General features: G+C 48.1%; 15 protein-coding genes and 1 pseudogene. 13 read left to right on the plus strand and 3 right to left on the minus strand.

Going from position 1 to position 12,333, the window contains the following annotated elements; all coding sequences use genetic code 11:
• The first annotated feature begins 154 nt into the window (after positions 1–154).
• The 3 genes and pseudogenes from BM329_RS05270 to BM329_RS05285 all read left to right on the plus strand — a co-directional run bounded on the left by BM329_RS05270 (position 155) and on the right by BM329_RS05285 (position 2,223).
• On the plus strand, positions 155–631 hold the full coding sequence (locus BM329_RS05270; protein ID WP_092549943.1) for a PhzA/PhzB family protein: 477 nt from the start codon (positions 155–157) through the stop codon (positions 629–631).
• 313 nt (positions 632–944) lie between these two features.
• Positions 945–1,055, plus strand: a pseudogene (locus BM329_RS14385) (IS630 family transposase); the annotation flags it as partial.
• Positions 1,056–1,254: 199 nt separating this feature from the next.
• Positions 1,255–2,223 carry an IS110 family RNA-guided transposase gene (locus tag BM329_RS05285; RefSeq protein WP_092549952.1) on the plus strand — a complete coding sequence of 323 codons (969 nt, stop codon included), beginning with the start codon at positions 1,255–1,257 and terminating at the stop codon, positions 2,221–2,223.
• On the opposite strand, the gene BM329_RS05290 is transcribed toward BM329_RS05285, so the two are convergent.
• Together BM329_RS05290 and BM329_RS05295 are read right to left on the minus strand one after the other, a co-directional pair.
• Positions 2,180–2,893 (minus strand): DUF4276 family protein, encoded by a 714-nt coding sequence (locus BM329_RS05290; protein ID WP_092549955.1) that lies wholly within the window; start codon positions 2,891–2,893, stop codon positions 2,180–2,182. The two genes, BM329_RS05285 and BM329_RS05290, sit on opposite strands and share 44 nt — an antisense overlap.
• Complete coding sequence (locus BM329_RS05295; RefSeq protein WP_092549958.1) at positions 2,890–3,981, minus strand: AAA family ATPase; 1,092 nt, start codon at positions 3,979–3,981, stop codon at positions 2,890–2,892. Before BM329_RS05295 ends, BM329_RS05290 begins: the two co-directional genes overlap by 4 nt.
• A gap of 327 nt (positions 3,982–4,308) precedes the next feature.
• Between BM329_RS05295 and BM329_RS05300 the strand changes: the two genes are divergently transcribed.
• The 7 genes from BM329_RS05300 (at position 4,309) to BM329_RS05330 (ending at position 10,420) form a co-directional block, all read left to right on the plus strand.
• Positions 4,309–5,178: an aminoglycoside 6-adenylyltransferase gene (locus BM329_RS05300; protein ID WP_092549961.1), complete on the plus strand. Its 870-nt coding sequence runs from the start codon at positions 4,309–4,311 to the stop codon at positions 5,176–5,178.
• Positions 5,179–5,455: 277 nt separating this feature from the next.
• Positions 5,456–5,740, plus strand: a complete 285-nt coding sequence (locus BM329_RS05305) for a helix-turn-helix domain-containing protein (protein ID WP_092549964.1) — start codon at positions 5,456–5,458, stop codon at positions 5,738–5,740.
• A gap of 108 nt (positions 5,741–5,848) precedes the next feature.
• On the plus strand, positions 5,849–6,376 hold the full coding sequence (pilL2, locus tag BM329_RS05310) for a PFGI-1 class ICE element type IV pilus protein PilL2 (RefSeq protein WP_092549967.1): 528 nt from the start codon (positions 5,849–5,851) through the stop codon (positions 6,374–6,376).
• Positions 6,373–7,074 (plus strand): TIGR03759 family integrating conjugative element protein, encoded by a 702-nt coding sequence (locus tag BM329_RS05315; RefSeq protein WP_092549970.1) that lies wholly within the window; start codon positions 6,373–6,375, stop codon positions 7,072–7,074. The genes pilL2 and BM329_RS05315 overlap by 4 nt, the downstream gene beginning before the upstream one ends.
• A complete protein-coding gene (locus tag BM329_RS05320; protein WP_092549973.1) occupies positions 7,050–7,592 on the plus strand; it encodes an integrating conjugative element protein in 543 nt (180 codons plus the stop codon). Before BM329_RS05315 ends, BM329_RS05320 begins: the two co-directional genes overlap by 25 nt.
• A complete protein-coding gene (traD, locus tag BM329_RS05325; protein ID WP_092549976.1) occupies positions 7,589–9,652 on the plus strand; it encodes a type IV conjugative transfer system coupling protein TraD in 2,064 nt (687 codons plus the stop codon). The genes BM329_RS05320 and traD overlap by 4 nt, the downstream gene beginning before the upstream one ends.
• A 9-nt stretch (positions 9,653–9,661) precedes the next feature.
• Entirely contained in the window at positions 9,662–10,420 is a 759-nt protein-coding gene (locus BM329_RS05330; RefSeq protein WP_092549979.1) for a TIGR03747 family integrating conjugative element membrane protein, read from the plus strand.
• Positions 10,421–10,508: 88 nt separating this feature from the next.
• On the opposite strand, the gene BM329_RS05335 is transcribed toward BM329_RS05330, so the two are convergent.
• A complete protein-coding gene (locus BM329_RS05335; protein WP_092549982.1) occupies positions 10,509–11,201 on the minus strand; it encodes a DUF5710 domain-containing protein in 693 nt (230 codons plus the stop codon).
• A gap of 148 nt (positions 11,202–11,349) precedes the next feature.
• Between BM329_RS05335 and BM329_RS05340 the strand changes: the two genes are divergently transcribed.
• From BM329_RS05340 to BM329_RS05350, 3 genes are read left to right on the plus strand one after another with little or no spacing between them, the layout of a single operon-like run.
• Positions 11,350–11,679, plus strand: a complete 330-nt coding sequence (locus tag BM329_RS05340) for an integrative conjugative element protein, RAQPRD family (protein WP_092549985.1) — start codon at positions 11,350–11,352, stop codon at positions 11,677–11,679.
• Complete coding sequence (locus BM329_RS05345; RefSeq protein WP_012989740.1) at positions 11,676–11,912, plus strand: TIGR03758 family integrating conjugative element protein; 237 nt, start codon at positions 11,676–11,678, stop codon at positions 11,910–11,912. Before BM329_RS05340 ends, BM329_RS05345 begins: the two co-directional genes overlap by 4 nt.
• A 35-nt stretch (positions 11,913–11,947) precedes the next feature.
• Complete coding sequence (locus BM329_RS05350) at positions 11,948–12,325, plus strand: TIGR03745 family integrating conjugative element membrane protein (protein ID WP_092549988.1); 378 nt, start codon at positions 11,948–11,950, stop codon at positions 12,323–12,325.
• Positions 12,326–12,333 lie beyond the last annotated feature (8 nt).

Consider the following 12,333-nt stretch of genomic DNA (forward strand, 5'->3'; position numbering starts at 1 on the left):
AACACGAGATTACAAAACACCGAATGAGTTATTTAAAGGAATACCCACTCATTTACTTCGTCCATTACGGTGTTGCGCTTAATATGTGAATCCAAGTATTTTTATAAAGTAAAAGAAGTAACTATTTTTATATAACTATTTCAATAGGTTCTTTATGATTAAATATAATGATAAGTTTGATCAGCTTCGCGAAAATAACCGCAAGATTGTAGAAAAATATTTAAAATTTACTAAAGGTGAAGCACGCTTAGAAAGACATAAACTTTTTGCAGAAAACGCAGAAAGCGGATTGTGGACTACAGAGACAGGCGAACCAATTATTATACGAGGTATTGAGAACTTAGCACGTCATGCTCACTGGTCGCTTCAATGTTTCCCTGACTGGGAATGGTACAATATTAAGATATTTACTACTGACAACCCTGGTCATATATGGGTTGAATGTGATGGTCATGGTATTATTCGTTTCTCTGGTTATCCTGAATGTTACTATGAAAATCATTTTATTCATTCTTTTGAATTATGTGATGGGTTTATTATACGTAATCGAGAATTTATGAATCCAGTTAATCAGCTAAAAGCACTTGATATTATTGTGCCGAAAATAAACCGACAAGGGATTCCAACCTAGTCATTAAAAAAATAAAAACATTTTAACGATTGGTTATTATCGATTGATATATCGATGATTAGCTTTGGTATAAATGTTTTTGCGGTAAATAATTCCAAAAATAAAATAAAAACAGAGTTGAAAATGAGCAGAGAATTAAAATTTGAGCCTTGTGATATAAACAATGTTTATATTCATTCTTGTCAGCCTTTAAATTGGGAAATAAAGAAAGAAACGTGTGCTTTATTAATTCACGACATGCAGAATTACTTTGTATACCAATCGTAATTGAAGATGCTTGATTTTTAACTCGATCCAGAACATGATTTCGCCCATGAAAATTAATCTGACAAATGACCAAAAGAAAGCCCTCGAATTGATGCATGATACGACTCGTGACGGACGTGTGCGTGACCGCATCAAGGCTGTGCTTTTGGCCTCAGAAGCAACTTGTATGTTTGGTTTGCTTTTAAAATCGTTGCGTAGTGTAGTACCCGGATGGCTGGATGACAGGAGCAACTTTGGCCATGAGCCAGTAAGACAGATTTTGCAGCAGCCATTCATCCTCAGTATATCGAACAGTATCTCTGGCACCTGCTGTACGGGTAGCCCGCATTAACAAGGTTGATAACCGGAGGAGCTTTATGGAACAGATTTATTACTGTGGTATTGATATTGCTAAAAGCAAGTTTGATTGCGCAATTCGCCTGAATAATGGAAAGTATAAAGATAAAGTATTCAAAAATGAATCTGAAGGATTTAGTACTTTTATCAACTGGCTGGCTCATCATGGTTTCAGTCATGTCCATATCTGTATGGAGGCGACGGGGATTTACTGGGAAGCGTTTGCTGAATATCTGGCAGATAAAGGTTTGACCGTCAGCGTGATTAATCCTGCGCAAATCAAAGCGTTCAGCATATCTTTACTGGTCAGAAGCAAGACCGATCGGGGAGATGCCCGAGTGATCAGTGATTTTTGTTTCGAACGAAAACCGGCAGCATGGCTGGCGCCTTCTGCTTCAGAACAGAGTCTACGGGCTCTGGTATTAAGACTGGAATCTTTGCAAAAGATGCGAACGCAGGAGAACAACCGCCTCCATGTAGCGAGAGAGAATGTCACTAAAAGCCTTACAGACCATATCGCATGGCTTAATAATGAAATCGAGATATTGCAGGGTGACATGTTGCTTCTGATTAACGGAAATGCAGAGATGAAACAGAAGAAAACACTGCTGGAAAGCATCCCCGGGCTGGGTGTGCAAACTGCGGCTGTATTGTTGTCTTTTGGTATTCATCCGGGTCGTTTTGTCAATGCGCGGCAGGCAGCTGCCTATGCAGGTGTTGATCCCCGGCTGAATGAATCTGGCAGTAGTGTGAAGGGGCGACCGCGATTATCCAAAACAGGACATGCATTTTTACGCAAATCCCTTTATATGCCAGCAATGACAACACTTTTTAGAACGGCGTGGGGGAAGCATTTTTATGCCCGTCTTACCGCTGCCGGAAAGGCACCAAAGCTAATAATCGGAGCCATGATGCGCAAGCTCATCCACGTTGCGTTTGGGGTTCTTAAAACAGAGAAAAGCTTCGATCAAAGCTTACATGGTGTTTGACAGGAAACACAGTATCTTGAATACGTGTTATCAAATTAGTCAGCGTTTTTAACCACTGATTAAAATGCGGGCATTGAGAGCGAATGGTATCTAAACCTATATCACCGGCAATCAGTGGGCCATGCAAGGTCTTATGATAATAAGGGATGATGGCTAGAATCCGCTTGGATGGTGCCGTTTGCGGGCTGTTATTAATATCCTCCGGGGTAGCAAATTCACTTTTGATGGCTTGTAGTGCAGCAATCGGGGCGCTGTCATCAAGCCAGTCTGCAAATTTTTCGGGTTGGCAAAATAGCAGCGCTTCAAATTCATGTAATAACAGATGGGGAATAAAATTGGCCTGCCCAATATCATCAGCAAGAGCCTGCTCCAGCTTCACTACCCGTTCGCTGGCAGCATTATCCCGTTGTTCGTTGTAATCGGGGAAATCAGTCGGCAGGCCATAGTAGTCGATGAGCGTGGTGACGAACGCACCGGGATCTTGCCGGCACAAGCGGGTAATCTGGTGTTTGACTTTACCATAACTTGTGATCCCACCTTTCTGGCGGGCACTCGTCTGAGCCAATATAGGGGACAGGTAGATTTGCTGTGCAAAAAAATAAGGGGCCAATACATCCCGTACGAAGGTTTCTTCAGTCTGCCCTTCGACAAAAACATTGATGCGGATCATCGCTGTGGCCTCCCGCCGAGTAAGTTTTTCTTCCATAATTCCCCGAGGCTATAGTCTTCAAGCCACTCAGAAAGCATTTCGTTATTCAGGCGCTTAAAGGTGGAAGCACCTTGTTGCTTGTCCACAACGATCAAATCGTCAACATCAAATTGGTTAACCAGTTCGACCGACTGGGTAGAAATAATAATTTGATGTTTATTGCTGGCATTTTTGATCAAACCTGCCAGTACGTTAATGGCATAGGGATGGAGTCCGAGTTCAGGTTCATCAATAATAATTGAGCCGGGCATATAATTTTCGGGTTGCAGCAATACGGTAGCCAATAAAATAAAGCGCAAAGTGCCATCAGATAATTCACTGGCTTTAAAAGGGATATCCTGTTCTTTTTCTGTCCATTCGAGTTGAATGTAGTCAGCATTATCCGGCGTAGGTCGCAGGTAAAAATCACCAAAAAACGGTGCAACCATCTGAATAGTTTTGATAATGCGCCTGTAATGCTGTGGGTGATGTTTTTTTAGTCTATACAGAAATGCCGCTAAATTGGCCCCGTCTTCCCGCAGATAATCATTGTCATTAATACGGTGGGTTTGTTTAACTCTGGCGCTATCACTTGTATCATGAAAATGGTACACCCGCCAACGGATCATGGCAGGTAATGCATCATCGTTGATGCCCGTATGATGTTTACTGACCTGAGATTCAAAATGACCTGAGCCGATATCATAGTCACCTTTGATATCCCCGAAAAGCGATTCATGCCGGAACATCATACGATTGTCATTGGTGGGTTCCAGTTCAAATTGATAGCCATTGTGGCCAAAATAAAGCTCAGAACTCATATATTCAGTTTTCTTACGGCTAAAATGTAGCAATGTATCAGGGCCGCCCATTTTGCTAACAAAAGACTGTAGACGATGATCAAGTACGATGGCAATCAGGCGAAAGAAACTGATGAAATTAGATTTTCCGGCACCATTAGCCCCAATAAGGACATTCAGACACCCCATTGGTAAATCACATTCAGCAATAGATTTGTAGCCTGATATCTTTATCCGGCTTAAATGGTCATTATTGGTTACTGGTTTCATAATCTTGCCTTTTCAGCATTATGCGATTCAAATATGCCCTATCTTAGGGGAAAACTTGTGTATGTACTGCTTTGATTGCCAAATTTTTGCTCTGCTGCGTTTAGACGCTAATCATAAGCGAATAAGTGAATGAAAAAATTATATATCAATAGTCCTTGCGAAAATAATTTTTAACTTTAATGCAATCACGTATATCTGATTGACATATCTCTTCTAGCGTCTGGTTAATAACGTTTCTGATGCTGGCGATGAATTAACATGATATGGGCTGTTTCAGGTTTTTGCCGGTTGTTTTAATTATATATTTAGTGAAATGAGGTAAGTAATATGGAATTGCGGGATAACTGCCTGAAAGGCATTATCAAATGGGCAGAAAGTGTAGATCATGTTCAAGCTCTGATTCAAACAGGCTCTCTGGCCCGAAAGGATAATTCCAGCGATGATCTTTCAGATATTGATATTGAAATTATTACATCTAACCCAGCATTATTGATGCAAGATGGGCGGTGGTTGTATGAGTTTGGTGAGTTAATTACTGTGCTTAGTTTTGATCCTGATGAGCATCAGGAATGGGCCACACGCCTTGCTATTTATAGCAATGGGGTAAAAGTTGATTTCACGCTGGCTGGTATTGAGCGTGTTCGCCACATGGCTGATGAAGGAATACTTGATGATCTTTATGGACGTGGGTACAAAATTTTACTCGACAAGTCATCGGTTACTCAGGGGATTCCGGCCCCAGCCTACAAATTTCCGGTAAGAATGCTTCCCTCACAGAGCGAGTTCACAGCATCAGTTGAAGAATTTTGGTTTGAAGCCTTCCATATACCTAAATACTTGGCTCGTGGCGAGCTTTGGCTGGTTAAGCTCCGTGACAATACAATGAAGGAATTATTGTTGTGTATGCTGGAATGGCATGCACTTGCCCGGCATAGCAGCGCAATAGATATATGGCACAATGGTCTGCATGTAAGAGAATGGACAGACCCACAAACCTGGGATGAATTACAGAGCACCTTTGGACGGTTTGATGCATCTGATGCTCTGCGCTCATTTAACGCAATGACTCAACTTTATGGACGCCTTGGTCGGGAAGTTGCTCAATACATTGGACTCTATTATCCACAAGAGTGTGAAACTCGCATCACTGAAATAAACCAGACGGTTTTGTCTCAATATATGGGCTGGGTATTCTGATTATATTTAATTAACTGATTAAACTTACACATTCGATTATTGAATTAGATAACGTAATTCGTTAAAGTAGAAAAGCTATCGGCAAAATTCGATAGTCGGGGATTAGCAACCCTGAAAGGTCAATCCACTGGTAGGTAGTTTCTACCAGTGTGCCTGCTATCATCCTTTCAATGGTGGTTCAGGCAGGGGAGACTCACGTCTCGCCGGATCGATTGACCTCCGGTATTGCTAACCCTGTCTGAACTACCACCAATAATCAAAAGAAGGGGAAGCAGGTATGACTATGACTCACACTCAGAAAGACTGGCACCCAGCCGAAATTATTTGTGCATTACGCAAGCGTGGTACAACACTCGCCGCCGTCTCCCGCGAAGCCGGATTAAGCTCTTCAACTCTCGCCAACACCCTGCCCCGCGCCTGGCCAAAAGGGGAATGGATCATTGCGAATTACCTTGATGTTCATCCCTCTGAAATCTGGCCGAGCCGTTATTTTGACCAATATGGTCAGTTGATTGAGCGCACCGTGCGCAAAGCGGTTTCAGCAGAATCTTCAGAGCAATAAGCGATAACGTTTTTATTTCCTAAAAGGCAGTTTCAGTTGTTGATTGAATAAATCCTGTTATTTCCTGCACAGTCAAGGGCATTTTATTGTCGGGCAGGAATAACAGGAATGAGAATAACCGTATTAATGGGTGTATTGGTCACTATCCTGACGGGTTGTCATGCCCCGTCCAAGCAACCTCAATGTACTCCCGAGACCATTTCAGCAACGCAGCTCACGCGCAATATTCAGCCCGTCTCACCCGATATTTATCAACAAACATCGGAAGTTGTCCGTCACGGTCGTTATCTGCTGGTCAGCACCGATCCGACAGAGGCACAGCGTGACCTTCTTTCCCAATTGGTTGATGTTCGTATCTCTGTTTCCCAGAATCCCACCGTGGCCGATGCTCTGCGTTACGTGCTGCGTCAATCGGGCTATTCGTTATGCACCGCTGAAAAAACCAATGACATTTTATATCGTCAGCCGCTGCCGTCGGTGCATTATCAGTTAGCTCCCATCCGGCTGCGCACGGCGTTGCAGTTTATGGCAGGCCCGGCCTGGCAACTGGAGGTGGATGAGGTGCAACGTGAGGTTTGTCACCATCTGCGGCCGAGTTATCAGCTTCCACAACCCCGGCAGGGAAAGCAGCCATGAGACTGCATCAAATCGGTCTGGTAACGTGGATAGTGCTCAGCAGTCCGGCATGGGCAGAAACACTGGTACCCTTAACGTCGCAGCAGACGCTAGCAGCAGAAAGCCAACAACAGTCCCTAAAAACACAGGCCGGGCAATGGGGATTGAATACGGATGAATATCAGCGTTATCAGCAATTATTGAATGGTCCAAGGGGAATCCAGTCGCCGGGGCTTGATCCGTTGACAACCCTGGGGATTGAAGCGGAAAGTGATGCTGAACGCCGCCGTTATGCTGAGCAGCGGGTCAAGGCGGAATTTGTCCGTACTGAAAAAGAACTGCATTTTCAGCGGGAAGTGGACGCGGCCTGGCAGCGATTATTTCCGAGTGTGTTGCCGGTCAATATGGCGAAATCCGGTGAGGCCAAGGGGCGTCTGGCGTTGTTTGTCAAAATCAACGATTGCCCGCCGTGTAACGCCCGTTTAGCGGAAGTCCTGGCGTTGATGCAACCGGTTGACATCTATCTGGTCGACAGCAAGGGCAATGATGACACACTACGGCAATGGGCCAAAAAACACCGCATCCCCGTTGAACGGGTGCGCAACCGGCAAGTCACCCTGAATCATGATGCAGGGTACTGGTTCCGGTTTGGGCAGGGTGTTATGCCGGTCTTATTGCGGCAGGGGGAACAAGGATGGCAAATCACCGCATTACAATGAAACGGCTGATCGTACTCCCCGTTATCGGCCTGTTATGGATAAGTGCCTGTCATGCCGAACTGAATATGATTGCGGATTTAGGCGGTAAAGATGCGTCGCCCTTTTATGAAAGCATTAATGCGCAGCCAATAGCTGAACCTTTGCCAGCAGCACCGGCTTTCTCGCCCGAGAGGGCAAATGAAGCCGCCATGTTGCCGGTGAAGACACCCACGCTGACACCGGGGAAAGTTGTCAGCAGGCGACTGCAACTACCGGGGATTGGTGCCCTGTTTCTGATTGGGGATGATTCGGACTCACGCCAGTGGTTAAGCCAGAATGCGGCCACATTGACGAAACGGCATGCTGTGGGTCTGGTCGTCAATGTCAGGGAAATGGCGGATTTGCAGTCACTGCGGGCATTGGCACCGGATTTATTGTTATCGCCTGCTTCCGGCACCGAGCTGGCTCGTCGATTGCAACTGCAACATTATCCGGTGTTGATCACGGAAACTCAACTTTCCCAACAGTTGTCACCATGAGCCGCCGTTATGTGGTTGAAGCCCTGCTGCGTCCTGCCGTCGAGCTGAATACTGCGGTGGTCTCAGTCGTTGCGGCTTTTGTCTGTATCAGGGCGCCTTGGGCCATCGCACTGGCACCTTCAGTCAGCTATGTCATGGCAGGCGGTTTTGCCGTACTGGCAATGATACGCACATGGCAGGGTATTCAGGTCATCCGTTATCGCAGAAATCTGCGCCGCCTGCCGCGTTACCAGATGAGCATCAGGCACATTCCTGTCAGTCACCGGCAGTTGTTTCTGGGCCGGGGATTTCGCTGGCAGCAGAAGCATACTCAGCGTTTGCAGGATACCCGCCGACCGGAAGTCGAGCGATTCGTACAACCGTCCCGGATATATCAGTTTGCCCGCGCACTGGAGCGCCGAACTGAATACCGTTGGCCGACATTATCTGCGCTATTACGCAAAGACTCGCCATTTAATCCGGTACGCCCGCTGCCGCCTGTGGGCGGTAATCCTGCTATCCACGGTATTGAACCACAGGAAGCTGATGTTTTTATGGATCTGCGCGAACGGGTCGGGCATACGCTGGTGATGGGTACCACACGGGTGGGGAAAACCCGGCTGGCTGAACTGCTTATCACGCAGGATATCCGGCGCGGCGAGGTGGTGATCGTCTTTGATCCCAAAGGCGACGCTGATCTGTTAAGGCGCATCTGGGCAGAAGCGCACCGCGCGGGTCGCGGCAATGAACTCTCCCTCTTTCATCTGGGCTGGCCGGAGATTTCGGCGCGTTATAACGCCGTCGGGCGGTTTGGCCGGGTGTCCGAAGTCGCTTCCCGTCTGGCCGGTCAGCTCAGCGGCGAAGGCAACAGCGCCGCGTTCCGTGAATTTGCCTGGCGGTTTGTCAATATTGTCGCCCGTGCTTTGGTGGCTCTGGGGCACCGGCCGGATTACCAGCTCATCACCCGCTACGTCAATAATATCAGCGAACTGTATCAGCGCTATGCCACCCGAATGATGGAGGAAAGACAACCGGATCTGCTGGCGCAAATCAATCATTCCCTCAGCAAACTGAAAGAAAAAGACATTCCGCGCAATATGCAGGGGCAGCCCGATGCCCTCCGGCTCTGGGCTATGGAAATGACGCTGAGTTCTGACGCAGGCAAGCAACTCTATGACCCGATTCTGGATGGTCTGCGTTCTGCCGTGCGTTATGACCGTACCTATTTTGATAAAATTGTCGCGTCCTTATTGCCGCTGCTGGAAAAACTGACCACCGGCAAAATTGCGGAACTGTTATCGCCGGATTATCTCAATATGACTGACCTGCGACCCATCTTCGATTGGGAACAAGTGATCCGTAAGAACGGGATTGTCTATATCGGGCTGGATGCGCTGTCTGACAGTGATGTGGCTTCGGCGGTGGGCAACAGCATGTTTGCGGATCTGGTCAGTGTCGCCGGGCAGATTTACAAATATGGCATGAATGCTGGATTGCCGGTACGTTATGATGGCAAACTGGCGATTAACCTGCATTGTGACGAATTCAATGAACTGATGGGGGATGAATTTATTCCGCTGATCAACAAAGGCGGTGGGGCAGGCATGCAGGTCACGGCTTATACCCAGACCTCCTCCGATATCGAAGCCCGTATCGGCAGCCCGGCTAAAACTGCACAGGTGATGGGTAACTTCAATACCCTGATTATGCTGCGGGTGCGCGATAACCGGACGGCGGAGTTGCTCACCAGTCAGTTACCTGAAGTGGAAATCTACAGCAAGACGCTGGTCTCCGGGCATTCGGATATTGCCGATGTGGAGCAGGGGCAGGATTTTACCTCGTCCACACAGGACAGGGTGGGGACGGTTAAAACGCCGCTTGTCACGCCCGCCGAAATGATTAATCTGCCGAAAGGGCAGGCGTTTGCGCTGCTGGAAGGCGGGCAGCTGTGGAAAATCCGCATGCCGTTGCCCACAGGCGATGAGGATGATGCCCTGATGCCGGCCAGTTTGCAGCACATTGCCGAACAGATGCGCCGGCACTACCGCACCAGTGAAAACTGGTGGACAGAGAAGGGGTAGTTACCGCACATGGCACAGTCCGAAAATCCCTCCCGCCAACCTTCTCAGCCGCCCCGTAAGCATGGACTGTTGTATCGTCTGTTATGGGAATGGCCGTGGCAACTCATTGGGTTTATGGTGATGTCGTGGCTGTTCAGCCTGTTACTGGAATATCTCGGTATGGCTTTTTTCTGGCCGGAACAGGGTGCCACTCACAGTCAGAATATGATGAAAACGGAGCTGCAATTTTTATCCACTGAATTTACCCGAAGCCTGTTGCTGTCAGAAACCTCACAAACCGTTTCGGCAGGGTTGGCGCAAGCCTATCAATGGCTGTTTGTGGACAGTGGTTTTATCAACTGGATTCAGGGACAATCGCACTATCAGCTCCATAGCCGCAATGATTTTATGCGTGAATTTAATGTGGTATTACAGGGTGTATCGGGTCATTTGCGTGAGTATTGGCTGGCAACGATGTTTATCACGATGGTGACGCTGATCCGGCTGGCAATTTTGTTGTTATCTGTACCCTTGTTTGTGATGGTGATTTTGGTGGCACTGGTTGACGGGCTGGGACGTCGGGATTTACGGCGTTACGGGGCAGGGTATGAATCCAGTTTTGTTTATCACCATGCCAAACGGGGGATTAAACCGGCCTGCACCATTCCCTGTGTGCTGTATTTATCGTGGCCGGATGTGGTGTATCCTACGGTGATATTGTTGCCAGCGGCGATAGTGCTGGGCATGGTGGTCGTGATAACAACCTCCATGTTTAAGAAATACCTGTAAGAAGCTGGGCGCTGGTGTGCAAAACGTTTTTTGTTTTGCACACCAGCGTCAGCAGACAAGCCGCATGGCGGCGCGTCAGTCTTTCAGGCTAATGCGGGTATTTTGACGGTGCATTCACCACCTGCGTCATCCACTCAAACCAGTCACACGCTTTACAGATACGGTTATCCTGCTTCGGGTCAAAATGGTAGTAATGATGCGAAATATCTTCACAATACCCCACAAACGGCTGATCGATACGATGCAACTGAATGGCAGCCGCTTGTTCCCTGGAGGCAGGGAAAAACGCCCCGCCCATTTCGGCAAACAGGTCGGTATCATCCTGTTGTGCGTCACAGTGCTCACAGTGGTTTATCCAGTGCTGCCGGCGCAGCCGCTGACTGACGGCTTGGCGAAGGCGGTGGTGAAAACCGGGCAGCACGTTACGCACGATAGAGGGAATATCGGCGATATAAAACAAAAACGCCGGGCTGTCCTGCTCTGTGTAGTCAACTTCCGTGCCGGGTTCATCGCCATTATCCGCTTCCAGTAGCTGGTGTCCGGCAGGCAGCATAAACGCCGTCACGGTGGTGTGCTTATGACAGTGCGGGCAGGATGCCTGGGTCTGGGCGAGATACCAGTATTCAGCATGCACATTGTAGAACGGCAGCCAGTTCATAAACGGCGTCGGGTCAAAACTGTTGTCAATATACCAGATTTTAGCGGCGGCATCCCAGCGTGCACCCAGCTTCCGTGCCTGTTCGTATTCATCATCAGGGACGTTTAAATCAATCCGCAGCATGTGTTTTCCTTCATCATTAAGTTTTGGCTGAATAAGTTAGCCAGACTATTTAGCTAATTTTCACCAAAGCATAAAGAGTTTATTGCTGATCGGAGTTAAAAAACCCCGCATCCTCGGCCTCCTGAAATCCATGATGAGGTGAGTGTTTATGCGCTGTTGCTTTTCTTTGTCCCGTTCTGCCTGTCTGCTGAGTCTGATCCTGATGTGTGTACCGCTTGCGCAGGCGGCCGAGAAAGACGAACTGGCGAGTGCAAGAAATCTGATTGAGCAGGTGCAGATGGCACTGGAGCGCGCAAACCTCGCTGAAAAGCAGGCTGACACCCCAACCCGCCCTCGCTATGACTTTGATTACCTCCGTATCAAAGCGGATCTCAGCACCATCAAAGCCGGTATTGATCACTATCTGACCCCTTCCCGTGCCCAGCAGCAGGGATCAGGCGTGCTATCCGGTCATTACCGTCAGGAACATCCGCAATGACTGAAGCACAACGCACTGCTTTTACCGTGGCCTCGGGGCATTTTGATATCACTTTTCTGTATCTGGTCTGTGTCGGATTTTTCCTGGCCACCCTGTTTCTCTGGGCGGCCTGGGCCGCGGTGGATGTCTGGAACGGCTGGGCGAATGAAAAAGTACGTAACCAGACCATCAGCCAGTTTGCCATGCGAACCGCCATCTTACTGGTGGTTGCAGTCTGGATGTTTGCCAGCTGATGCAACGAACATAATGAAAAAGGAATGAATTGAACATGAAGCCAATTTTTACCGTCTGCCGTCGTATCAGTGCGAATCTGATAACCAGAATAAGTACCGTTTTTTTGCTGTCCGGTCTTTTCTGTCAATCAGCCCGGGCCGATTTGCCGGCTATCGAACCGCCAAAAAGTGGCGGCGGGGGCGGATTACTGGGACAGGTGAAAGGCTATGCGCAGGATGGCATTGTGATTGGCGGGCTGATCCTTTCGGCAGTCGCGTTTTTTAAGGTCGCCTCGGCGGCGGTTGAAACCTTCTCCGAAGTACGGGACGGCAAAGCCACCTGGGCACAGTTTGGCTCGATCATCGTGGTGGGTGTGGTGCTGCTGGTTGCGGTGATTTGGCTGCTGGCGAAATCGGCCGGCATTATCTTTTGAGGTACCGC

This window comes from Xenorhabdus koppenhoeferi (assembly GCF_900116635.1).
Lineage (GTDB): Bacteria > Pseudomonadota > Gammaproteobacteria > Enterobacterales > Enterobacteriaceae > Xenorhabdus > Xenorhabdus koppenhoeferi.

Excerpts from the sequence above, each read along its gene's own strand:
- BM329_RS05315 (WP_092549970.1), top strand. The coding sequence starts at position 6,373 with ATGAGACTGCATCAAATCGGTCTGGTAACGTGGATAGTGCTCAGCAGT.
- pilL2 (WP_092549967.1), top strand. The coding sequence starts at position 5,849 with ATGAGAATAACCGTATTAATGGGTGTATTGGTCACTATCCTGACGGGT.
- BM329_RS05340 (WP_092549985.1), top strand. The coding sequence starts at position 11,350 with ATGCGCTGTTGCTTTTCTTTGTCCCGTTCTGCCTGTCTGCTGAGTCTG.
- BM329_RS05290 (WP_092549955.1), bottom strand. The coding sequence starts at position 2,893 with ATGATCCGCATCAATGTTTTTGTCGAAGGGCAGACTGAAGAAACCTTC.
- BM329_RS05285 (WP_092549952.1), top strand. The coding sequence starts at position 1,255 with ATGGAACAGATTTATTACTGTGGTATTGATATTGCTAAAAGCAAGTTT.
- BM329_RS05335 (WP_092549982.1), bottom strand. The coding sequence starts at position 11,201 with ATGCTGCGGATTGATTTAAACGTCCCTGATGATGAATACGAACAGGCA.
- BM329_RS05295 (WP_092549958.1), bottom strand. The coding sequence starts at position 3,981 with ATGAAACCAGTAACCAATAATGACCATTTAAGCCGGATAAAGATATCA.
- BM329_RS05270 (WP_092549943.1), top strand. The coding sequence starts at position 155 with ATGATTAAATATAATGATAAGTTTGATCAGCTTCGCGAAAATAACCGC.
- BM329_RS05320 (WP_092549973.1), top strand. The coding sequence starts at position 7,050 with ATGGCAAATCACCGCATTACAATGAAACGGCTGATCGTACTCCCCGTT.
- BM329_RS05350 (WP_092549988.1), top strand. The coding sequence starts at position 11,948 with ATGAAGCCAATTTTTACCGTCTGCCGTCGTATCAGTGCGAATCTGATA.
- traD (WP_092549976.1), top strand. The coding sequence starts at position 7,589 with ATGAGCCGCCGTTATGTGGTTGAAGCCCTGCTGCGTCCTGCCGTCGAG.
- BM329_RS05305 (WP_092549964.1), top strand. The coding sequence starts at position 5,456 with ATGACTATGACTCACACTCAGAAAGACTGGCACCCAGCCGAAATTATT.
- BM329_RS05330 (WP_092549979.1), top strand. The coding sequence starts at position 9,662 with ATGGCACAGTCCGAAAATCCCTCCCGCCAACCTTCTCAGCCGCCCCGT.
- BM329_RS05345 (WP_012989740.1), top strand. The coding sequence starts at position 11,676 with ATGACTGAAGCACAACGCACTGCTTTTACCGTGGCCTCGGGGCATTTT.
- BM329_RS05300 (WP_092549961.1), top strand. The coding sequence starts at position 4,309 with ATGGAATTGCGGGATAACTGCCTGAAAGGCATTATCAAATGGGCAGAA.